The sequence below is a fragment of the Ramlibacter ginsenosidimutans genome (assembly GCF_016654015.1).
Taxonomy (GTDB): domain Bacteria; phylum Pseudomonadota; class Gammaproteobacteria; order Burkholderiales; family Burkholderiaceae_C; genus Ramlibacter; species Ramlibacter ginsenosidimutans.
This window is the reverse complement of the sequence record NZ_JAEPWM010000008.1, coordinates 1-18,550: the sequence shown is the minus strand read 5'-3', so window position 1 is coordinate 18,550 and position 18,550 is coordinate 1. Positions and strand designations below refer to the sequence as shown.

Here is an 18,550-nt window from a genome sequence, read left to right as displayed (position 1 = left end):
GCCCTCAATGCTTCTTGCCGGAAGTGAATCAGAGCTCCCCAGCTTCAATTCACTTGATTGCCGTACCCTGCCGGAGAACCGTCTGGAGTCGACCGATTCGAGACCGGGCTGTAGGGCTGGTTCTGGCCGAGATCAGTTTTCACGGCTGGCGACCCCTTGCACGCCGCCGGTGATCGGCGCAGCATGGCGGCGGATCCAGCGGAGCAAGCCATGGGACGCATTCACGCACTCGTGTTCGAAGAAGCGATGGCGGCTTTCCTGAGCGCTGCTTGCGGCGGCGGCGTAGCGGTGGGCGTGCAAGTCGGCACGGGGGCCTGCGCCGATGGGGGAGCGTGCGTGATCACCGTCGCCGGCTCGGGCGCGTTCGGAACGGTCGACGGCAAAGCGATGGCCGCGCAGTTCTTCATGCCGCATGCGCTGGCCATGGACGCGATGGGGCAATTGCACGTGGCCGACTTCGGCACCGGCAACGCCACGCGCGTAGTCGCTGATGGCATGGTGTCCACGCTCCCGGAGGACGTGATCGACTTCCCGCAACCCGCGGAGCGGGCCACGGACGCGGCCGGTAACACCTTCGTCGCCGACCCGTTCGGCAATCGCATCGTGGAGATCACGCCCGACGGGCTGGTCACCGTGCTGGCGGGCACCGGCGAGGCCGGCGACGCAGACGGCGACGCAGCTTCGGCCACGTTCAGCATGCCGTCGGCCTTGGTGTTCGACGCGCAAGGCGCGCTGCTCGTCGCCGACATGGGCAACCGCAAGATCCGCAAGATCACGTTCGCGGCCGGGCGGTCTGCCCCATCTTCGGACCGACCGAACTAAGGACCTGATGATCAGCGTGGGCTGCGTGAGGCTGCTCGTGGCCGGGAGCTGTCTTGCTCTCGTTGAGAGGAGTACGGCAGCAAACGACCCGAAGCAGACGTTCCTCCAGGAAGGCGGCTGCGTTGTAGGCGGTGCGCTCGCGGGGCGCGTCATCAATGAGCTTGGCCGGGGCGTACATGAACAACAACCTGAACCCCTGCCGAACCTTGTCGCCCGCGCAAAAGGCGCGCCCAAATGCGCAACGAGACTAGAAGAGGTGCTTCACCGCCCTCGGCCTACCTCGTGGCACTTCATCTCGCCCCCTCATCGAGCCGATCGCGTTCCACCTGTGCCCCTTCGTTTTCTGCTGCGAACCCGACGACGACGGAAACTTCCAGGCAGCAGAGGCGATCCCGGCGCAATTCAAGAAACGACTGGGAGATCTCCTCCCGTTGGGCGAGGCTGAGGGCAACGACGCCGCTTTCGAGCGGAATCATCCTCGTTTCCGTGTTATTGGGGATGATGAATGCGTGGGCTTCCAGAGCCAGTGAAGCGAATACCGCTCCAGCTTCGCCGTCTTGCGCCGCCCACGGTGCACGCGGCGAGCGCAGCTGGGCGAGGCGCTGGACGCCATGCCAACCGGGACTCTGCGGGCGTCCTGGCATCCGTGATCGGCGCGGGGGCACTCGGCACTTGGCGCTTGCCCAGCCCGCTCCGTCGTGCTTTTGCCTATTCAGCTGAAAGGACATGGGAGCTGGACGCATGCTGGGCCATCAAGAGGTCGATCAGCCGCTGCGTCGCCGCCGAGAGGTAGGCTTGCTCGCGATAGGTCACCACCAGTCGCCGCACCATGGTCGTTTCCTTCAGTGGGACTTCCTTGAGGCCGGAGCGGCCGCCCTTGAGGCCCAGGTGGTGCCGCGAAATGAAACTGAGCAGCCCGGTCTGCATGATGAGCGTCGGCAGCATGAGCAGCATCGTGCTTTCGACCTGCACCTGCGGGCGCGTCAGCCGCCGCCGGTCGAAGGTGTGATCCAGCCAGTCCCTCGCGGGAGCCCCCGGCGGCTGCAGGGCCCAGCGGTATTTCGTGAGATCCTTCAGCGCCACCGGCCCGCGGAACAGTTCATGTCTCGCGCTGGCGGCCACGACGATCGCATCCTCGGCCACCACCCTGGAGGCGATGCCCTCCTCCGCCTGGGTTTCAGTGCCCACCACGAGGTCGAGTTCACCCTGGCGTAGCAGTGGCTTCAGCGCGTCGACCAAGCCCACCACGGTGCGCAGCGTGACGTCGGGAGCTTCCTGCAGCAGCTGGCGCGCGGCGGCGGGCAGGAGAAACTGGGCCGCGGTCGGCACGATGCCCACGCGCACGTGACCGGCGAGGCCGTTGCCCATGGCGGCAATCTCACGTTTGGCATCCTCCATGTCGAACCGGACGCGCTGGGCCCACTTCAGCAGCACCCTGCCGGCCGCCGTGAGGCGAATGCCGCGACCGGCACGTTCGAACAGCGGCGTGCCACAGTCTTCCTCCAGCCGCCGGATGCTGCTCGTGAGCGCCGGTTGCGTGCGATGCAGCCTCTCCGCTGCACGCCCGACATGCTGCAGGTCGGCGATGGTCTCGAAGTAGCGCAGGTCTCGCAGGTCCATTGCAAAAGTCCAGTCTATGAATCCCAAGAAATTATCGATTAGACCAGGGGTAGACCGGCGCTGATACTGGCGTACCAAAACAGGAGACAAGCCTGCGGGCGCGAGCCCGCCGCCGTGCGGCAGGCATTTCCGCTACCCCCGACATGACTTCCCCCTGGCACATCACCCGCTTCGACCTGTGGATCAACCCCGATCTTCGACGAGACCATACGGGCCGAGCCCTCGGTCTCGCTCGAGATCGCCCCGATCCGCGAGAGCGAGAAGGGCTGGGCAGCGCTGCAGCAGGCCCACGTCTACCAGATCACCGCCGCCAAGGACGAACTGAGCATCCAGTTCCGCGCCCAGCAGGAGTTGATCGAGCGTTGCCCGAAACTACTGGCCGTCTCCTCCGCCGGCGCCGGCTATGACACCGTGGATGTCGAAGCCTGCACGCACGCCGGCATCGCCGTGGTGAGCCAGCTCGGTGGCAACGCCCCATCCGTGGCCGAGATGGCGATCGGCCTGATGCTGGCCGTGAGCCGCCGCATCGTCGAATCGGACCGCAAGCTGCGCACCCAGCGCGGCTTCTCGCGCGAGTCGGTCATGGGCTCCGACATCGGCGGCAAGGTGCTGGGCGTGGTGGGCATCGGCTACGCCGGCACGCGCACGGCGACGCTTGCCAAGGCCTTCGGCATGCGCGTGCTGGCGTTTGATCCTTTCGTCGCGCCGGAGGAAATCCGCCGCCGCGGCGCCGAGCCCGTGGACCTGGAGACGCTGCTGCGCTCCGCGGACGTCGTCTCCCTGCACTGCCCGCGCAACAAGGACACCCTGAACTACTTCGACGCGAAGCGCTTCGCGAGCATGAAGAAGGGGGCCTACTTCATCAGCACCGCCCGCGGCGGCATCCACGACGAACAGGCGCTCGCCGAGGCGCTGACCTCCGGCCACCTGGGCGGTGCTGGACTGGACGTGTGGAAAGAGGAGCCGCCTGCGCTCGACCATCCGCTGCTCGCCCTCCATAACGTGGTCGCCACCTTCCATACGGCAGGCGTGTCGCATGAAGGCCGGCGCAACGTCGCGAAGTCGGCCGCCGAGCAGGTGCTGCAACTGCTGCGCGGGGAGCGACCGCCGCACCTGATCAACCCCGAGGTGTGGGACGCCTTCCTCGAGCGCCGTGCAGCCGCGCTGCGGGCGCTGCAGGCCGCATGATCCCGCGCTTGCCCGCGCACGATCTCGCGGCCTTGCCGCTCGCGGCCGAGTTCCTCGCGGAGCTCCGCCTGCGCGGCTTCGAGGGGGACATTGCGCAGGATGCGGCGAACCGAACCGTGTTCGCCACCGACAACTCCATCTACCAGCTGCCGCCGCAAGCGATCGTGTTCCCGCGCCACCAGCCGGACGTCGTTCGCATTGCGAAACTGGCTGCCGATCCGCGCTTCCAGTCCCTCGCGCTGACGCCGCGCGGCGGCGGTACCGGCACCAACGGCCAGTCGCTCACCAACGGCATCTCGGTCGACCTCTCGCGTCACATGAACGCCATACTCGAGATCAATGCCGAGAAGGGCTGGGCGCGCGTGCAGGCGGGCGTGGTGAAGGACCAGCTCAACGACGCCGTACGCGCGCACGGCCTGTTCTTCGCGCCGGAGCTGTCGCCGTCGAACCGCGCCACCATCGGCGGCATGATCGCCACCGACGCCTCGGGCCAGGGCTCGATGCTATATGGCAAGACGCGCGACCACGTGCTCGAACTGCAGGCGGTGCTGATGGATGGCACGGCCTGGCATTCCAGGCCGATGTCGGAGCGCGAACTCGAAGCGGCCAAGCGCCGCGAAGACCGGATCGGCGCCATCCACCGGCTGCTCGACCGCATCCGCGTGGAGGATGCCGCGCTGATCGAAGAACGCTTTCCCAAGCTCAATCGCTGCGTCACCGGCTATGACCTCGTGCACCTGTGCGATTGCGAGGGGCGCTTCAACCTCAGCTCCGTGCTGTGCGGGGCCGAAGGCAGCCTGGCCTTCATTACCGAGGCGAAGGTGCGGCTGGTGCCGATCCCGAAGTTCACAGCGGTGCTGAACATCCGCTACGACAGCTTCGATGCGGCCCTGCGCGATGCAAACACCCTCATGAAGCTGGAGGCGGCCTCCAGCGAAACGGTGGATGCCACTGTGCTGGCGCTCGCCCGCCAGGACGCAATCTGGCTGAAGGTGAAGGACTATTTTCCCGACGACGCGCAGGGCCCCGCGCAAGGCGTCAACCTGGTCGAATTCCTGGCGCCGGACGAAACCGCGCTTGCGGACAAGATCGCCCGCGTCGAAGCGCTGATGGCTGCCCAAGGCACCGCGGCCGGTCGACGCGGCTACACGGTGGCACGCGGCGAAACGGCCGCCAGTGCGATCTGGTCCATGCGCAAGAAGTCCGTGGGCCTGCTCGGCAACCTGCAGGGCGAGCAGCGGCCGGTCCCGTTCGTGGAAGACACCGTCGTTCCGCCCGAGCACCTGGCCGACTACATCCGCGAGTTCCGCGCGGCGCTGGATAGCCGCGGCCTGAAGTACGGCATGTTCGGTCACGTCGATGCCGGCTGCCTGCACGTGCGGCCCGCGCTGGACATGAAGGACCCCCAACAGGAGAGGATGGTCCGCGAAATCACGGACGAAGTCTTCGCCCTCACCCGCAAGTACCGCGGCGTGCTGTGGGGCGAGCACGGCAAGGGCTTCCGCAGCGAATACGCGCCCGAGTTCTTCGGGCCGCTGTATCCACGGCTGCAGAAGATCAAGGCGGCTTTCGATCCGCACAACCAACTCAATCCAGGCAAGATCGCCGCACCGCCCGGACGCGAACTGGTGCGCCTCGATGGCGTGCCTACGCGCGGACAGGCCGACCGGCAGATCCCGATCGCGATCCGGCGCGCCAACGATGATTCGCTGCACTGCAACGGCAATGCCGCCTGCTTCAACTACGACCCCGACGATGCGATGTGCCCGTCGTGGAAGGCGACGCGGGACCGCCGGCATTCGCCGAAAGGCCGGGCGTCGCTGATGCGCGAATGGCTGCGTCGACTCGCGGTTGAAGGACGCGATCCGGCCGACGAGGCCGCGCGCCTGCGCGCCCGCCGACCGCTCGCGCGTGTGCTGGCTGCGCCGCGCCGCGCCTGGACCACTTGGCAGGCGTTGGTCGGGGATGACTTCTCGCGCGAGGTGAAGGAGGCCATGGACGGGTGTCTCGCCTGCAAGTCCTGTGTGGGCCAGTGCCCGATCAAGGTGGACGTACCGGCCTTCCGCTCGCGCTTTCTCGAGGTCTACCACGGCCGCTACGCGCGGCCGCTGAAGGACTACCTGGTCGCTGCGCTGGAGCGCAGCCTTCCGCATGCGGCCCGCTTCCCGCGCCTGGCGAATGCGCTCACGCAGAACGGGATCGCCGTCGCCGCATTGCGGCTCGCCGGCCTCGTGGCGGTCCCGGCACTGAGCACGACGGACTTCGAGGCAGCGCTTGCGCACCTCGGCGTTCGCCGTGCATCACCAGATGCGTTGAAGGTGCTCTCCGCGGAGGAGATCCGCCGCAGCGTGGTCGTGGTGCAGGACGCTTTCACGACGCATTACGACGCTCAGGTGGTGCTCGATTTCCTGGAGCTGCTGACGCGCCTTGGCTTCCGGCCGTGGCTCGCACCTTTCCTTCCCAACGGCAAGCCGCAGCATGTCCTCGGCTTCCTCGGTGAGTTCGAGCGCACCGCCGCCGCCAACGCGCGCATGCTGCGTGAGCTGGCCGCCACCGGCGTGGATCTCGTCGGCGTCGATCCGTCGATGACGCTCACCTATCGCGCGGAATACGTGAAGGCCTTGGGCAAGGAGTCTGCGCCGCGCGTCGCGCTGCCCCAGGAATGGCTCGCGGCGCACCTGCAGGCGCTGCCCGAACGTCCGGTCGATGGGACGCATCGCTGGGCCGTCGCGCCGCATTGCACGGAGCGGACGAACGCACCGGAAGCGGTTGCCGACTGGACGGAGGTGTTCCGGCGCGTGGGACTGACGGTCGAGGTCGTGCAGGCCGGTTGCTGTGGCATGGCAGGCCTGTATGGCCACGAACGCGTGCATCGCACGACCTCGCAAGAGATTTACGGGCTCAGCTGGGCCCGCATCGTGGCGGAGCGCGGTGGGAATGGCCGGCTGCTCGCCACCGGCTATTCGTGTCGCTGCCAGGCCAATCTCATCGACGCCGTGCGCTTGCCTCATCCCTTGCAGGTGCTGTCGCAGACGCTCAAGGAGCCCGTGCCTGAATTGCCGGTTCGCCTTGCGCCGCCGCTGGTCGAGCGCGCCGAGCGGCACGAGGAGGCCTGATTCATGTCGGCAGTACCGTTCTCCACGGGCACCGAGAGTCCCCGCACACCTGTCCCGCCCCGCGCCTGCGACTGCCACGTGCACGTCTATGACGCAGCCATTCCGGCGGCCGAAGGTGCCAGGTTGAATCCGCCGCCGGCGTCCGTGGACGACTACCGCCGTCTTCAGTCCCGCATCGGGACATCGCGCGTGGTCCTCGTCACGCCTTCCACGTACGGCACGGACAACCGCGCAATGCTGGCGGGCCTGCGCGCATTCGGTGCCGACGCGCGCGGCGTCGCAGTGATCGCCGGCGACGAGCCCGATGCGGAACTGCAGCGGCTGCACGCCGCCGGCGTGCGCGGCATCCGCATGAACCTGTCGCTCGGCGGGGGTCCGGGCCTGGCCCGGCTCTCCGCCATCGCGTCGCGCGTTGCGCCCCTGGGCTGGCACGTCCAGCTCCTCATGCCTGCCGACCTGTTGGCGACGCAGGAACACACCTTGTCGGGACTGCCCGTGCCGCTGGTGTTCGATCACCTGGCGCGCATCGCGCCCACCTTGCCTCGCCACGCAGCGCATGCCGTGCTGCTTCAGCTCCTCGCCCAAGGAAAGGCATGGGTCAAGCTGTCGGGCGGCTATCTCGTCAGCCCACAGCAGTCGGTGGAGGACCCCGCCCTCAACGCGCTCGCCCGAACCTACATCGAGGCCGCGTCGGAGGGCGTGGTGTGGGGCAGCGACTGGCCGCATGCCACCGCCTCGGCCGGGCTGCAGCCCATGCCCGACGACGCCCGCCAGGTGGACCGGTTGGCCGACTGGGCCGAAAACGGCGCGAATCTGCATCGCATCCTCGTCACCAACCCCGAGCGCCTCTACGGCTTCGGGTCCTGATTCCCCGGAGATTTCCATGACGGTTTCAAGTTCCGGCATGCGCCGTCGTCACTTGGTGACGCTGGCCGCGACCGCCCTTTTCTCCGCGCGCACGTTCGCGCAGGATGCCTGGCCGACCGGCCGCACCATCACCTGGGTCGTGCCCTATCCGCCCGGCGGCAGCACGGACGTGCTCGGACGCAGCATCGCCCAGAAGATCGCGGGCCCGCTGCACGCCAACATCATCGTCGACAACCGCGCCGGCGCCACCGGCACCATCGGCACCGCCTTCGTGGCCAAGGCCGCGCCGGACGGCTACACGCTCCTGGGCACGTCGATCGGCCCGCAGGCGATCGCGCCGCACCTGATGACGCATCTCCCGTACGACCCGCTGCACGACCTGCAGCCGGTGATCACGATCGGGACGATCCCGCACATCCTCGTCGTCAGCGCCAATCAGCCGTTCAGGACTGTCGCGGAACTGGTCGCGCAGGCCAAGGCGAAGCCGGGCACCGTCTCCTTCGCCTCCGGCGGCAACGGCACGATCCTGCAGATGCAGGGCGAGCTGCTGAAGCAGCAGACCGGTGCGCAGTTGATCCATTCCCCCTACAAGGGGGACACGCCGGCCCTGCAGGACACGCTGGCTGGAGTAGTCAACTTCATGTTCGCGCCGGCCGCTGCGGCACTCCCGCACATCGCCTCCGGCAAACTGCGCGCGCTGGCCGTCACCTCCGCGAAGCGGCTGAAGGCGCTCCCCAACGTGCCCACGATGACGGAAGCGGGCTTCCACGACTTCGTCGTGGAGCAGTGGCAGGCCGTCTACGCACCGTCGAAGACGCCGACCGCCATCGTCAACGGCCTGAACAGCGAGATTGGCAAGGCCCTGAAGGATCCGGCCATCGAGCAGTTGGCCGACAAGCTGGGCGTGACCCTCGTGGGCGGCACCCCCGAGCAGCTCGCAAGGCAGCAGGAGGCCGACTCGGCGAAGTGGGCCAAAGTCATCCGCGACGGCCACATCACGATCAATTGAGTTCTCCCTTCCAATCACCCCCTCATTGAGTGAACCCATGACCCAACCCAACGTCCTCAAGGACTTCGAACGCGTCGCCCCCGAAATCGTGAAGAAGGCCGCCGACTTCCAGCCGGCCATCTTGTCTGACGTGAACGGCCGCCGCGGCGCCATGCACGGCCGCATCCAGCCCCTGAACCGACGCATGAAGCTGGCGGGGCCTGCGCTGACCGTGGAAGTGCGCCCCGGCGACAACCTGATGATCCATGCGGCGCTGTCGCTGGCGAAACCCGGCGACGTGCTCGTGATCGACGGCAAGGCCGATCAAACCTGCGCCCTCATGGGCGCAATCATGATGAACGCGGCCCGCCAGCGCGGCCTCGCAGGGGTGGTGATCGACGGCGCAGTGCGCGACGCGATCGAACTGGAGGAACTGGGCTTTCCGGTGTTCTCCGTCGGCACCAACCCGAACGGGCCGACCAAGGAAGTCGCCGGTCGTATCGGCCACCCGGTCTCATGCGGCGGAGTGACGGTCCACCCGGGCGACTTCATCGTCGCCGATGCCGACGGCGTGATGTGCGTCGAGCGCGAGAAGATCGAATCCCTGCTCGCCGCAGCCGCCGAAAAAGTCGTCGCCGAAGCGCGTCGCATCGACGGCATCAAGCAAGGCGACGTCGGTGCTCCGTGGCTGGGCCAGGCGCTCGTCAAAGCGGGCGTGATCAAGCCAGGCGAAAACCTCTAAGCCGCAGCGTGCCAGACCCAAGAAGGAGAAAACCAGCCATGAACCATCGGAAGATCCCCACCCGTCGCAGCGTCCTGTGCAAGGCATGGGTCCTTGCTGTCTTCGGCCTCGCTGCCGTCCCGGCCCTGCAGGCCCAGAATGCCTGGCCCGAACATCCGATCAAGCTGGTCGTGCCCTATCCCGCCGGCGGCAACGCGGACAGCACAGCGCGGCTGCTGGCGACGCAACTGTCGCATCGCCTCGGCCAGCAGGTCGTGGTCGACAACCGGCCCGGCGGCGGCGGCACCATCGGCGCCGGGCTGGTGGCCAAGGCCCCGGCCGACGGCTACACGCTGCTGCTGGACGCGACCGCCTTCACGGTGAACCCGAGCCTGTATCCGAAGCTGCCCTACGATGCCGCGAAGGACTTCGCGCCGATCTCGCAGATCACGCGCGTGCCGATGCTGCTGGTCGTGCCGCCGAACTCGCCGTTGAAGTCGGTGGGCGACCTCGTGCACGCGGCCCGCGGCAACCCCGGGAAGCTGAGTTTCGCATCGGCCGGCAACGGAGGCGCACAGCATCTGGCCGGCGAACTCTTCAAGCAGGGCGCGAAGATCTCCATGACGCACATTCCCTACCGCGGCGGGGCACCGGCGCTGACCGACCTCGCCGGTGGCACCGTGGACCTGATGTTCAGCGCCACCTCGGCCTCCGGCCCCTTTGTCAAGGCCGGCAAGCTGCGCGCGCTGGCGATCACCTCGGCCAAGCGTTCGCCGGACTGGCCCCAGTTGCCCACCATCGGCGAGAGCGTCGTGCCGGGCTTCGAGGTCTACGAATGGAACGGCCTGTTCGCGCCGGCTCGCACGCCGCCGGCGGTGACAGCCCGCCTGGAGAAGGAGACGCGTGCCGCCCTGGCGACGCCCGAACTGCGCCAGCGCCTCGCCGACCTCGGCGCGCAGCCGGTGGGTTCGAGCAGCGCGGAGTTCACGCAGTTCGTCCGCAGCGAGACCGCCAAGTGGGGCCAGGTCGTCAAGGCCAGCGGCATCCACGTGGATTGAACCGGAGCAGCCGGTTTCCATGCCTGTGACCTCTGCCCCGCCTGTTCCCGAAGCGGTCCCGCATTCCGCCGGGACCAGGCGGCCGCTGCGCGCCATGCCGGCACTTGCCTGCGACGCGCACATGCACATCTTCGATGCGCGCTTCGCTCCTTCGCCGCACTGGCAGCGCCGGCCGCCGGACGCGCCGGTGGCCGCTTACCGGCGCCTGCAACAGCGCATAGGCACGCAGCGCACGGTGGTCGTCAACCCATCCACCTATGGCGTGGACAACGCCTGCACGCTGGATGCACTGGCGCAACTCGGCGCGGACGCCCGCGGCGTGGCGGTGGTGGATGCCGGCGTGGAGCGGCCCGAGCTCGAGCGACTCGCTGCGCAGCGCGTGTGCGGCCTGCGCGTGAACTTCGTCTCGCCACAGTCGTGGGGCGTGACCACCCCGGAGATGCTGGCGACGCTGGCGCGCAAGGTGGCGCCCCTGGGCTGGCACATACAGGTATTCGCGCACCCCGAACAACTGGTCGCGATGGAGCCACTGCTCGCCGCCTTGCCGGCGCCGCTGGTGATCGACCACATGGGCCGCTGCGATCCGGTGCAAGGCGCGAGCGGCCCAGGCGCCGACGTGTTGCGACGCCTGCTCGGTGGCGGCAACACCTGGGTCAAGCTCTCGGGCATCTACATGCGCTCGCGCCACGGTGCCCCGGGCTATGGGGATACCTTCGCGCTCGGCAAGGCCCTGGTGCGCCATGCCCCCGACCGGCTGCTCTGGGGCAGCGACTGGCCGCACACGACGGAGACTCCCGGGTCGGTCGACGACGCCGACCTGATCGACGTGCTGTTCGCGTGGTGCGGCAACGAAGGGACGCTGCGGCGCGTGCTGGTCGACAACCCCGCGCGCCTGTACGGCTTCGACTGATCCCTGGGCGATCGCCACCGCGCCGCTCGAACCCATCAATGATTTCAACCAAGGAGAGAACGATGTTCCGACCCGTCCTGTGCCAACTTCCCCGCTGGTGTGCCGTCTTGCTCGCCGCGGCCGTGGCGTCCCATTCCGCCTGGGCCGCCTGGCCCGACGACAAGCCGATCGAGGTGGTCGTCGGTTTCGCGCCCGGAGGCGGCACCGACCTGATGGCCCGCAAGCTGCTGCCCTTCGTGCAGAAGCGACTGGGCGGCAAGGCGCAGTTCATCGTCGTCAACAAGCCCGGAGCCTCCGGCGAGATCTTGACCACCTACGTGGCGAAGGCAAGGCCGGACGGCTACACGCTCGCGGTGGTGAACCTGCCTGGCTTCCTGTACGCGCCGATGACGCGCAAGACTCAATACCAGCCCGACGACCTGCAACTGGTCGCGCGCGTGGTCGACGATCCGACGGTGCTCGTCGCGCGCGCCGACGGGCCGCTGCGCAGCCTGCAGACCGTGGTCGGGGTGTCCAAGCAGAGCCCGAGCTCCGTTTCGGCGGGGCACAACGGCGACGGCTCCAACGGCGATCTCGCCCTCGAACTGTTCCAGAACGCTGCGCACGTCCGGCTCACGCCGGTGGCGTACAAGGGCACGGGCCAGCAGAAGACCGACCTCCTGGGCGGCCACCTGCAGCTCGCGACCATCAGCGCCGGCGAAGCGCTGGACCTGAAGTCTGGCGGCACGGCGGTGCAGGTGATCACGCAGTTCACCGGCAAGCGCAGCAAGGCCCTGCCCGACGTGCCGACCGCGGCGGAGTCTGGGTACGCGGTGCAGATGTCGTCGGAGCGCGGCTTCGCCGCGCCGCGCGGCACGGAACCCGTCATCGTCGAACGTCTGGAGAAGGCGATCGCGGAGAGCCTGAAAGACCCGGAGTTCATCGCCACCGCGACCTCCGATGCGCCGGTGCTCGCCTACCTCCCCGGCGCGCAGTGGCAGAAGTCGCTGGAGGGCAACCGCAAGTTGCTGCACGCGATCGCGGAGAAGCGTCCGCACCAGTGAGCCCGTAGGGCCCCGCACTTCGTTCCGCCCCGCGAACCGGGACGGGAGCGAAGAACGTCGCTGCCCATTGACAGCCAAATTCAAACTGGGAAAGAACCATGAACCGGGACACGATTGTCATCACCGAGGAAAAAATCCATCCCGATGCAGCCGCTCTGCTGAAGGACTATCGCCTGTGCTACACGGGCGCACGGTTCACGCAGGAGGAACTTGTCGCACTGGTCGAGCGCGAGCAGCCGGTAGCCATTCTTGCGCGCTACGGGAGCATCGACGAGCAGGTCCAGTCTGCCTCGCGCAAGCTGAGGGTCATCGGTCGCCACGGCGTGGGAATGGATGCCATCGACGTCGAAGCAGCGAAGCGGCTGGGGGTCCGGGCGATCCCCGCCACCGGCTCGAACAGCCAGGCGGTCGCCGAGCTGGCCCTGGGTTTGATCCTGGCTTGCGCCCGGCGCATCGGCTGGCTGGACAGCCGCATGCACTCAGGTCACTGGGACAAGCAGGGCTACATGGGATTCGAGCTTGCCGGCGCGACGCTTGGCGTCATTGGATGCGGGTCGATCGGGGCCCGCGTCGTACGCTTCGCCCAGGCGATCGGCATGCGCGTGGTCGTGTGCGACCCGTATCTCGAAGCCCACCAGCTGCCGGAGGGCACCACCAAGCTCGAGCTCGAAGAGCTGCTGACCTCGAGCGATGTCGTGTCCTTGCATTGCCCGCTGGACGAATCGACGCGTGGCCTGCTCGATGCACGTCGGCTCGGGCTATTGCGCAAGGGGGCCATCGTGGTCAACACGGCGCGTGCTGGCATTTTCGACGAAGCGGCCATGCGCGAGCGGCTTGGCGCAGGCCACCTGTCGCTGGGGCTCGATTGCTTTGTCGACGAACCCCTGAATTCCACATCCCCCTGGGTGGACACACCGAATGCGGTGCTCACTCCGCACATCGGCGGAACTACGAATGGTGGTCTCCGGGGCATGGCGGTAGGTGCCGCGCAGAACATCCTTTCGGTGTTGCGAGGCTAGGTCCGATCACCACAGACGGCTGTCGACTGCTTATCAACACTCACCGAGTCTTGGGCCGCTATTCGCGATCTCCATGCGCAGCAAGCTCGAGGTACGAGGTCACGGCCAGGGAGCGGGACGGCTGCATTGGAATCGTTCACTGCCCTCGCCTTGATGGAAGGTCACGCCCGAGAACGGCCCACCAGCCGCCCGCAGGAAAGGCAAGACTTGCCGTGGGGCCGCGCCTCCGGGAGCGCCGCTGGCGCGGCATGGGAGGGAAGGCGCCTACATCACCGGCGACAGGTTCCCATCGACGTTGAGCGAGGTCCCCGTCACATAGCTGGCGAGGTCGGACGCCAGGAAGCAAGCCACGTTGGCGAACTCCTCCGCCCTGCCCACGCGGCCGAGCGGAATGTTCCTGGCCATCCCGGCCAGGAACGCGTCGTAGGAGCCCTCTGCGGACTGCGCATGCCGGCGGACCCACTGGTCGCTTTCGATCAGGCCGACGTGCAGCGAATTCACCAGCACGTTGTGGGGCGCGCCTTCACCCGCCAGCACCTTGGTCAGCGCCATGCCTGCCGCGCGCGAGACGGTGGTCGGGGCGCTCGCGGCCCTCGGTGCCTTTGCACCGATGTTCAGTACATTGATAATGCGGCCCCAGCGCCGCTCGACCATCTGGGGCCAAGCGAGCCGGGTCAGCCGGATCGCGGCGAACAGCTTGAGGTCGAGGTCTTCCTGCCAGACCTCGTCGGTGATCGACGCGAAGGTGCCCGTGCGCGAGGTGCCGGCATTGTTCACGACGATGTCGACACGGCCCAGCGTCGCCATCACCTGCCGGTAGGCGGAAGCGATTTCTTGCGCCTTCGTCACGTCGCAACGCGCAATCATCACGCGCGCCTTGGCCGTCTGCTCGACCGCCCGGCGCGCTTCCTCGAGCACCGCCTCGTCCCGGGCGAGCATGGCGACATCAGCACCGCTCGCCGCCATGCGCAGCGCGATGGCGCGGCCGATGCCTTTGCTTCCGCCGGTGACGATGGCCACGCGGCCTTGCAGGTTGACTTCCATTCTTGCTCCTTCATTGATTGCGGTACCCGGTGGCTGGTGGTGGCGCGACACAGACGTCACTTTGCACGCCGTGCGCGCTTTGGATCCGTGACCGAAGGATACGGCTGCTTTCGACCGACCCATAGCAGCCCTCCCCCAGGACTTGGCCGTCAACTGCCGTTGGGGATTCCGTTCACTTCTCCAGCCTCTGAATCGCCTGATCACCGCTGCAGTCCGCGGATCGCCGAAAGCAGGTCCGCGAGCACTGCCCGAGTGGCAGGCGACAACGCGCTGTCGCGACGTCGATACAAGCCGTAGCGCCGCGTTGTCTGCACGCCGTGTACCCGAAGGATATGGATCGGCCCGTCCGAGTTGTCGCCGTGCTCGATCAACGGCCTCGGCATCCAGCCGGAGTCCATTCACGAGCGTGGCAATCCGCTGATCCTGATCCTCATCGCGTTCGTGTTCGTGCTGCTCTTCCTGGGTGCGCTCGCCTTCATTGCGCACACGGTGGTCAAGGGGTAGGAGCCTGCGCAGCTTCATGAGGGGCGCCCCGCGGCCGGCCGCTGGATCGCTTCGCGACCGATTCGCTCGAACGCCTGCCCCAGCGAATCGTCGGCCGGTGCGTGCGGCCCCGGCGGCGCGTTGCGGCGGGCGGCGTCCCGGGCCTCGCCCGGACCGACGCCCAGTTCGCTCAGGCGGGCCCGCAGGTAGGCGTCCGCGTGGTCGATGCGCCGCTGCAGTTCTTCCTCGCTGATCCCGAGCTGGCGCGCCACCTCCGCGTGCGGCAGGTCCTCGGCCTGCGTCAGCAGCACAGCCTGGCGCCAATCGTCCGGGAGCTCCGCCAGCACCTGGCGCAGCACGCGCCGCAGTTCGTCCCGTTCGACGGCTTCCTCGGGGGTCGGCGCGTCGATCGGAACGGCGTCCTCGAGCTTCAGCACCTGCTCCGGCTGCCAGTAGTCGTAGACCGCCTGGTCGATGTCCTCGTCCAGCGCCTGCCGTTCGGGCAGGCGCCGTTCCAGCGAGATGAAGCGCCCGCGCTCGCGGCGCCGCTGCCGCACCGCGTCCGCCAGCACGCGGCCGGCGATCCGGTACAGCATGCCCTTGTCCGGGGCGGCCTGCGGGTGTCGGCGCAGTTCGTGCCAGGCGCGCACCAGGGTCTCGTCCACCACGTCGTCGGCGGCCGGGAAATCGCCATCGAGTTCGCCGCGCGCGCGCAGGAAGGCCATCTCGCGGCGCACATGGCGCGCGAGCGGGTCCAGCAGCGGCCGCACGGCATCGCTGAAACGCTCGATGTCCGCTGCCGGCGCCCGCTCCAGTTCCGCGCGCAAGCGGGGCAGCGTACGTTCCTGTTGCGCCATGGCCGACGGATTTACCAATCGAGGTCGACCTGCGGGCGGTCCGGATCCTGCTCCACCGGCTTGCGGCCTCCGGCTGGCAGGTGCTGGTCGACGAAGCGCGCCAGCTGGCCCTCGCTCATCATGCCGGCCTGGGCGGCCTCCGGCTTGCCCTCGACGAACAGCATCAGCGTCGGGACCGAGCGCACCGAGTAGCGGCCGGCGATGTCCGGCGCCTCGTCGATGTCGACCTTCACGACGCCCAGGTCGTCGCGGCTGGCGGCGAACTTCTCCAGCGCCGGCGCCATGGCGCGGCACGGGCCGCACCACGACGCCGAGAAGTCCACCAGGACCGGCTTGGGCCCGGCAACCGCCGCATCGAAGTCGCGGGGGCCGACGTTGTTGACTGCTGGCATGGCATCTCCCTTTCTGCCCACACGCAGGGCTCTCAATGGAACTTCGGGACCGGCAGGCGCATGGCGGTGTTCACACGTGCTCCGGCAAGGCCCGGAGCCGCTGCTCGAGATGGTGCGTGTCCAGGTTCACGAGATCCTGGTCCAGCTCGCCGGCCAGCACCTTGCGCACGGACTCCGGCAGTTCGTGGCGCAGCTCGCCCAGGAACGCCGGCGCGGCGACGATGAACACGCGGTCGTAGCGCCGCTCGTTGCGCGCCTGCTCCAGCAGGTCGGCGATCTGGCGCGCGAACTTCCGCGCCTCCTTCCTGTGCGGGTCGGTCTTCGGCTCGGCGGTGTGACCCATGAAGCGTTCCCCCTTTCCGTAGAGGCGGCCCTTCGCGTCGCGCTGCAGCTCCGCCCCGCGCACATGCGCGAGCTCGTCGCGCAGCTCCTGCACTTCCTGCAGCGCCGCCCTTGGCTGCACGCGTTCGAGCACGCGCGCGCGTCCCTCGTCGGCCACGACGAACCACATGCGATCCATGGCAATGCCTCCCTGGGGTAATCGGCGATCCCGCAGCTTAGGCCGCGGCGTCCGGTTTTTGTTTCCGATTCCTGCGGTCCCTGGCTTGCGCGAAGCACGGACACGCAGCGCAGCTAGCCGTCCTCGCCCACCGAGCTCGGGGTGTCCTCCGCTTCGTCGGCGTAGCAGTCGCGGCGCCGCTGCTCCAGCAGGTTCCGGAACGCGGCCTCGAACGCACCCAGCGCCTCGCGTCCGGTCGCGGTCACCCAGCGCTCCTGCACGCACACCGGCTCGTGCGCCCGCCGCGCGCGGGCGCGCCAGAGCTCGCCGGCAATGGCATCCGGCGCGTCGGCGCAGGCGCGGTGGCCGGCAGGCGCAGGGCGAGCGACGAGTTCGTCAACCGCAAGATCCACGACCTGCTGCAGCGCGGCGTCGCGATCCCGAAAGCCAACGCGCGCGACGTCGTGCGGCCGCAGGACGTTCCGGTGACCGGCGGCCTGCGGCACTGCATCCACGAATTCCGCGCGCTCGACGAGGATGTCGAAGTGCGCCCCATCCTCGACCAGCTCGCAAAGCTGCCGCCGCTGGAGCTCGATTTCAGCGATGAGATCTCAGCCAGCCTGCCGGATCTCGCCGGCGAGCTCACGCGTGGCGCCGCAGGTCGCTCTTGTCGATGTCGAGCCCGGCGGTCTGGCGAAAGAGGCGCTCGAACCGGGGGATGCCTGCAATGACTGTCATGGCTCACCTTCTGTCGTGGCGACGACCCGAGGCTACGCCGGGCGCCGTCGCCGCGCGGCCGCACGGCGCGCGAAGCGCAGGGATCCGACATGCACCGCAGGACTGCGCCTCGCGCGCCACGCCCGCTGGTGCACCATGGATGCCGTGCCGCAACGGAGGCGCAATGACCTCGTCCGACCCTGCTTCCCCACCGCTTGTCGATAGCCCGCTGGAGGGCCTGATGGATTGGAGCAACCCCTTCCGTCAGGGCTTCGTCGCCGGCTCCGACTGGGCGCCCTGGCTGTCTTCCGCCGGTGTCCCGCCGAAGGGCCCGGCCGGACTGCAGGCGGACCCGCCGGCCAGGTTTGTCCAGCCCCCGCAACCCCCGACGCCATCCGCCGGCGACGCCGAGTACGAGCAGTACCGGCGCGACTACGAGGCGCGGCTCGACGAAGCCTATGCGAAGTGGAAGCACTCGGTCTTCACGAGCCTGTTCGAGCCGTGGATCCTGGACCGCCGGGCGGCCGAAGCGGCCCGCAGGCTGCGCCATGGCTGAACCCGAATGGACGGTGCTTGCCGAAGCGGGTCGCGTGTGCCTCATGGAGTCCACCGGTGTCCACGGCCAGCCTCCGCGGCTGCTGCAGTAACTGGTCGATCCGCAGGCGGCGACCAAGCCCGGCGAGCCCTCGGGCGAATCCATGCAGCGCCTTGCCCGGCACGTCGCCGACGTGCTGGAACAGGCGTATGCGCAGGCGCGCTTCGAGTTCCTGCGCATCGCGGTCGAACCGCGCTTCGAAGGCCCGCTGCGCGCCGAGATCGACCGGCGCCTGGACCTGCATCGCGCCGTGCTCGAGTGGCGCGCCCTGCAGGTGATCCCGCCTGCTTCTGCCACAGCGAGACCGTGACATGAGCGAGCTCGTCGTCGCCGGCTTCCGCGGCGTGGACAGCGCCGCGCAGGCGCTGGAGAAACTCCTGCCGCTGGAGCCGGGGATCGTCGTCGACCTGGAGGACGCGGTTGTCGCGGTGCGCGACGCCGACGGCAAGGTGCGGCTGCGGCAGACCTTCGACCCGCCGACGGTGCGCGCCTAGCTGTGATGTCTCAATAGGTTGTTCATCCGTCCCTGATTTGGGAAGCTGTGGTTACCAAGCCCAGCCAACCATCTCGGGAGAGGACGGATGAACAGACCCAAGAATGCAGCATTGACT

The 18,550-nt window shown here is 68.3% G+C and carries 22 protein-coding genes; 15 read left to right on the top strand and 7 right to left on the bottom strand.

Going from position 1 to position 18,550, the window contains the following annotated elements; genetic code table 11:
• Positions 1-210: 210 nt before the first annotated feature.
• Positions 211-822: an NHL repeat-containing protein gene (locus tag JJB11_RS17725; protein ID WP_201174406.1), complete on the top strand. Its 612-nt coding sequence runs from the start codon at positions 211-213 to the stop codon at positions 820-822.
• A 290-nt stretch (positions 823-1,112) separates the two neighbouring features.
• On the opposite strand, the gene JJB11_RS17720 is transcribed toward JJB11_RS17725, so the two are convergent.
• Both JJB11_RS17720 and JJB11_RS17715 read right to left on the bottom strand, forming a co-directional pair.
• Positions 1,113-1,298, bottom strand: coding sequence for a hypothetical protein (locus tag JJB11_RS17720; protein ID WP_201174404.1), 186 nt, complete (start codon positions 1,296-1,298; stop codon positions 1,113-1,115).
• Between the two features lie 232 nt (positions 1,299-1,530).
• Positions 1,531-2,442 carry a LysR family transcriptional regulator gene (locus tag JJB11_RS17715; protein WP_201174402.1) on the bottom strand — a complete coding sequence of 304 codons (912 nt, stop codon included), beginning with the start codon at positions 2,440-2,442 and terminating at the stop codon, positions 1,531-1,533.
• 351 nt (positions 2,443-2,793) lie between these two features.
• Here JJB11_RS17715 and JJB11_RS17710 point away from each other — a divergent pair, with 351 nt between their 5' ends.
• From JJB11_RS17710 to JJB11_RS17670, 9 genes are all read left to right on the top strand, one after another.
• On the top strand, positions 2,794-3,630 hold the full coding sequence (locus tag JJB11_RS17710) for a hydroxyacid dehydrogenase (protein WP_340643162.1): 837 nt from the start codon (positions 2,794-2,796) through the stop codon (positions 3,628-3,630).
• The gene (gene ydiJ, locus JJB11_RS17705) at positions 3,627-6,746 is read left to right on the top strand and encodes a D-2-hydroxyglutarate dehydrogenase YdiJ (RefSeq protein WP_201174399.1); all 3,120 of its coding nucleotides are present in this window, start codon (positions 3,627-3,629) and stop codon (positions 6,744-6,746) included. The genes JJB11_RS17710 and ydiJ overlap by 4 nt, the downstream gene beginning before the upstream one ends.
• 3 nt (positions 6,747-6,749) lie before the next feature.
• Complete coding sequence (locus JJB11_RS17700; RefSeq protein ID WP_201174397.1) at positions 6,750-7,613, top strand: amidohydrolase family protein; 864 nt, start codon at positions 6,750-6,752, stop codon at positions 7,611-7,613.
• A 16-nt stretch (positions 7,614-7,629) separates the two neighbouring features.
• Positions 7,630-8,622 carry a Bug family tripartite tricarboxylate transporter substrate binding protein gene (locus JJB11_RS17695; RefSeq protein WP_201174395.1) on the top strand — a complete coding sequence of 331 codons (993 nt, stop codon included), beginning with the start codon at positions 7,630-7,632 and terminating at the stop codon, positions 8,620-8,622.
• 37 nt (positions 8,623-8,659) lie between these two features.
• Positions 8,660-9,343 carry an RraA family protein gene (locus JJB11_RS17690; RefSeq protein ID WP_201174393.1) on the top strand — a complete coding sequence of 228 codons (684 nt, stop codon included), beginning with the start codon at positions 8,660-8,662 and terminating at the stop codon, positions 9,341-9,343.
• Between the two features lie 38 nt (positions 9,344-9,381).
• Complete coding sequence (locus tag JJB11_RS17685; RefSeq protein WP_201174392.1) at positions 9,382-10,380, top strand: tripartite tricarboxylate transporter substrate binding protein; 999 nt, start codon at positions 9,382-9,384, stop codon at positions 10,378-10,380.
• A gap of 19 nt (positions 10,381-10,399) precedes the next feature.
• Positions 10,400-11,290 carry an amidohydrolase family protein gene (locus JJB11_RS17680; RefSeq protein ID WP_201174390.1) on the top strand — a complete coding sequence of 297 codons (891 nt, stop codon included), beginning with the start codon at positions 10,400-10,402 and terminating at the stop codon, positions 11,288-11,290.
• Positions 11,291-11,352: 62 nt separating this feature from the next.
• On the top strand, positions 11,353-12,333 hold the full coding sequence (locus JJB11_RS17675; RefSeq protein WP_201174388.1) for a tripartite tricarboxylate transporter substrate binding protein: 981 nt from the start codon (positions 11,353-11,355) through the stop codon (positions 12,331-12,333).
• 98 nt (positions 12,334-12,431) lie between these two features.
• Entirely contained in the window at positions 12,432-13,352 is a 921-nt protein-coding gene (locus tag JJB11_RS17670) for a hydroxyacid dehydrogenase (protein WP_201174386.1), read from the top strand.
• Between the two features lie 264 nt (positions 13,353-13,616).
• On the opposite strand, the gene JJB11_RS17665 is transcribed toward JJB11_RS17670, so the two are convergent.
• The gene (locus tag JJB11_RS17665; protein WP_201174384.1) at positions 13,617-14,396 is read right to left on the bottom strand and encodes an SDR family oxidoreductase; all 780 of its coding nucleotides are present in this window, start codon (positions 14,394-14,396) and stop codon (positions 13,617-13,619) included.
• A 351-nt stretch (positions 14,397-14,747) separates the two neighbouring features.
• Between JJB11_RS17665 and JJB11_RS17660 the strand changes: the two genes are divergently transcribed.
• Positions 14,748-14,900, top strand: a complete 153-nt coding sequence (locus JJB11_RS17660) for a hypothetical protein (protein ID WP_201174383.1) — start codon at positions 14,748-14,750, stop codon at positions 14,898-14,900.
• Between the two features lie 14 nt (positions 14,901-14,914).
• On the opposite strand, the gene JJB11_RS17655 is transcribed toward JJB11_RS17660, so the two are convergent.
• The 4 genes from JJB11_RS17655 to JJB11_RS26415 form a co-directional block, all read right to left on the bottom strand.
• Entirely contained in the window at positions 14,915-15,736 is an 822-nt protein-coding gene (locus JJB11_RS17655; RefSeq protein WP_201174381.1) for an RNA polymerase sigma factor, read from the bottom strand.
• Positions 15,737-15,747: 11 nt separating this feature from the next.
• Complete coding sequence (gene trxA / locus JJB11_RS17650) at positions 15,748-16,128, bottom strand: thioredoxin (RefSeq protein ID WP_201174379.1); 381 nt, start codon at positions 16,126-16,128, stop codon at positions 15,748-15,750.
• A 70-nt stretch (positions 16,129-16,198) separates the two neighbouring features.
• Entirely contained in the window at positions 16,199-16,648 is a 450-nt protein-coding gene (locus tag JJB11_RS17645) for a host attachment protein (RefSeq protein ID WP_201174377.1), read from the bottom strand.
• A 113-nt stretch (positions 16,649-16,761) separates the two neighbouring features.
• Positions 16,762-16,893: a hypothetical protein gene (locus tag JJB11_RS26415; RefSeq protein WP_277988849.1), complete on the bottom strand. Its 132-nt coding sequence runs from the start codon at positions 16,891-16,893 to the stop codon at positions 16,762-16,764.
• 27 nt (positions 16,894-16,920) lie between these two features.
• Between JJB11_RS26415 and JJB11_RS17640 the strand changes: the two genes are divergently transcribed.
• The 4 genes from JJB11_RS17640 (at position 16,921) to JJB11_RS17625 (ending at position 18,433) form a co-directional block, all read left to right on the top strand.
• Positions 16,921-17,358, top strand: a complete 438-nt coding sequence (locus JJB11_RS17640; RefSeq protein WP_201174375.1) for a DUF1931 family protein — start codon at positions 16,921-16,923, stop codon at positions 17,356-17,358.
• A gap of 227 nt (positions 17,359-17,585) precedes the next feature.
• Entirely contained in the window at positions 17,586-17,900 is a 315-nt protein-coding gene (locus JJB11_RS17635; protein ID WP_201174367.1) for a hypothetical protein, read from the top strand.
• A 91-nt stretch (positions 17,901-17,991) separates the two neighbouring features.
• Positions 17,992-18,249 (top strand): host attachment protein, encoded by a 258-nt coding sequence (locus JJB11_RS17630; RefSeq protein ID WP_277988851.1) that lies wholly within the window; start codon positions 17,992-17,994, stop codon positions 18,247-18,249.
• A 1-nt stretch (position 18,250) separates the two neighbouring features.
• A complete protein-coding gene (locus tag JJB11_RS17625; protein ID WP_201174355.1) occupies positions 18,251-18,433 on the top strand; it encodes a hypothetical protein in 183 nt (60 codons plus the stop codon).
• The last annotated feature ends 117 nt before the right edge of the window (positions 18,434-18,550 follow it).

Bases quoted from the DNA above. Each gene is read 5' to 3' on its own strand.
- JJB11_RS17725 (WP_201174406.1), top strand. From the start codon at position 211: ATGGGACGCATTCACGCACTCGTGTTCGAAGAAGCGATGGCGGCTTTC.
- JJB11_RS17675 (WP_201174388.1), top strand. From the start codon at position 11,353: ATGTTCCGACCCGTCCTGTGCCAACTTCCCCGCTGGTGTGCCGTCTTG.
- JJB11_RS17625 (WP_201174355.1), top strand. From the start codon at position 18,251: ATGAGCGAGCTCGTCGTCGCCGGCTTCCGCGGCGTGGACAGCGCCGCG.
- JJB11_RS17695 (WP_201174395.1), top strand. From the start codon at position 7,630: ATGACGGTTTCAAGTTCCGGCATGCGCCGTCGTCACTTGGTGACGCTG.
- JJB11_RS17685 (WP_201174392.1), top strand. From the start codon at position 9,382: ATGAACCATCGGAAGATCCCCACCCGTCGCAGCGTCCTGTGCAAGGCA.
- JJB11_RS17670 (WP_201174386.1), top strand. From the start codon at position 12,432: ATGAACCGGGACACGATTGTCATCACCGAGGAAAAAATCCATCCCGAT.
- JJB11_RS17715 (WP_201174402.1), bottom strand. From the start codon at position 2,442: ATGGACCTGCGAGACCTGCGCTACTTCGAGACCATCGCCGACCTGCAG.
- ydiJ (WP_201174399.1), top strand. From the start codon at position 3,627: ATGATCCCGCGCTTGCCCGCGCACGATCTCGCGGCCTTGCCGCTCGCG.
- trxA (WP_201174379.1), bottom strand. From the start codon at position 16,128: ATGCCAGCAGTCAACAACGTCGGCCCCCGCGACTTCGATGCGGCGGTT.
- JJB11_RS17655 (WP_201174381.1), bottom strand. From the start codon at position 15,736: ATGGCGCAACAGGAACGTACGCTGCCCCGCTTGCGCGCGGAACTGGAG.
- JJB11_RS17700 (WP_201174397.1), top strand. From the start codon at position 6,750: ATGTCGGCAGTACCGTTCTCCACGGGCACCGAGAGTCCCCGCACACCT.
- JJB11_RS17680 (WP_201174390.1), top strand. From the start codon at position 10,400: ATGCCTGTGACCTCTGCCCCGCCTGTTCCCGAAGCGGTCCCGCATTCC.
- JJB11_RS17635 (WP_201174367.1), top strand. From the start codon at position 17,586: ATGGATTGGAGCAACCCCTTCCGTCAGGGCTTCGTCGCCGGCTCCGAC.
- JJB11_RS17645 (WP_201174377.1), bottom strand. From the start codon at position 16,648: ATGGATCGCATGTGGTTCGTCGTGGCCGACGAGGGACGCGCGCGCGTG.
- JJB11_RS17720 (WP_201174404.1), bottom strand. From the start codon at position 1,298: ATGATTCCGCTCGAAAGCGGCGTCGTTGCCCTCAGCCTCGCCCAACGG.
- JJB11_RS17665 (WP_201174384.1), bottom strand. From the start codon at position 14,396: ATGGAAGTCAACCTGCAAGGCCGCGTGGCCATCGTCACCGGCGGAAGC.
- JJB11_RS17690 (WP_201174393.1), top strand. From the start codon at position 8,660: ATGACCCAACCCAACGTCCTCAAGGACTTCGAACGCGTCGCCCCCGAA.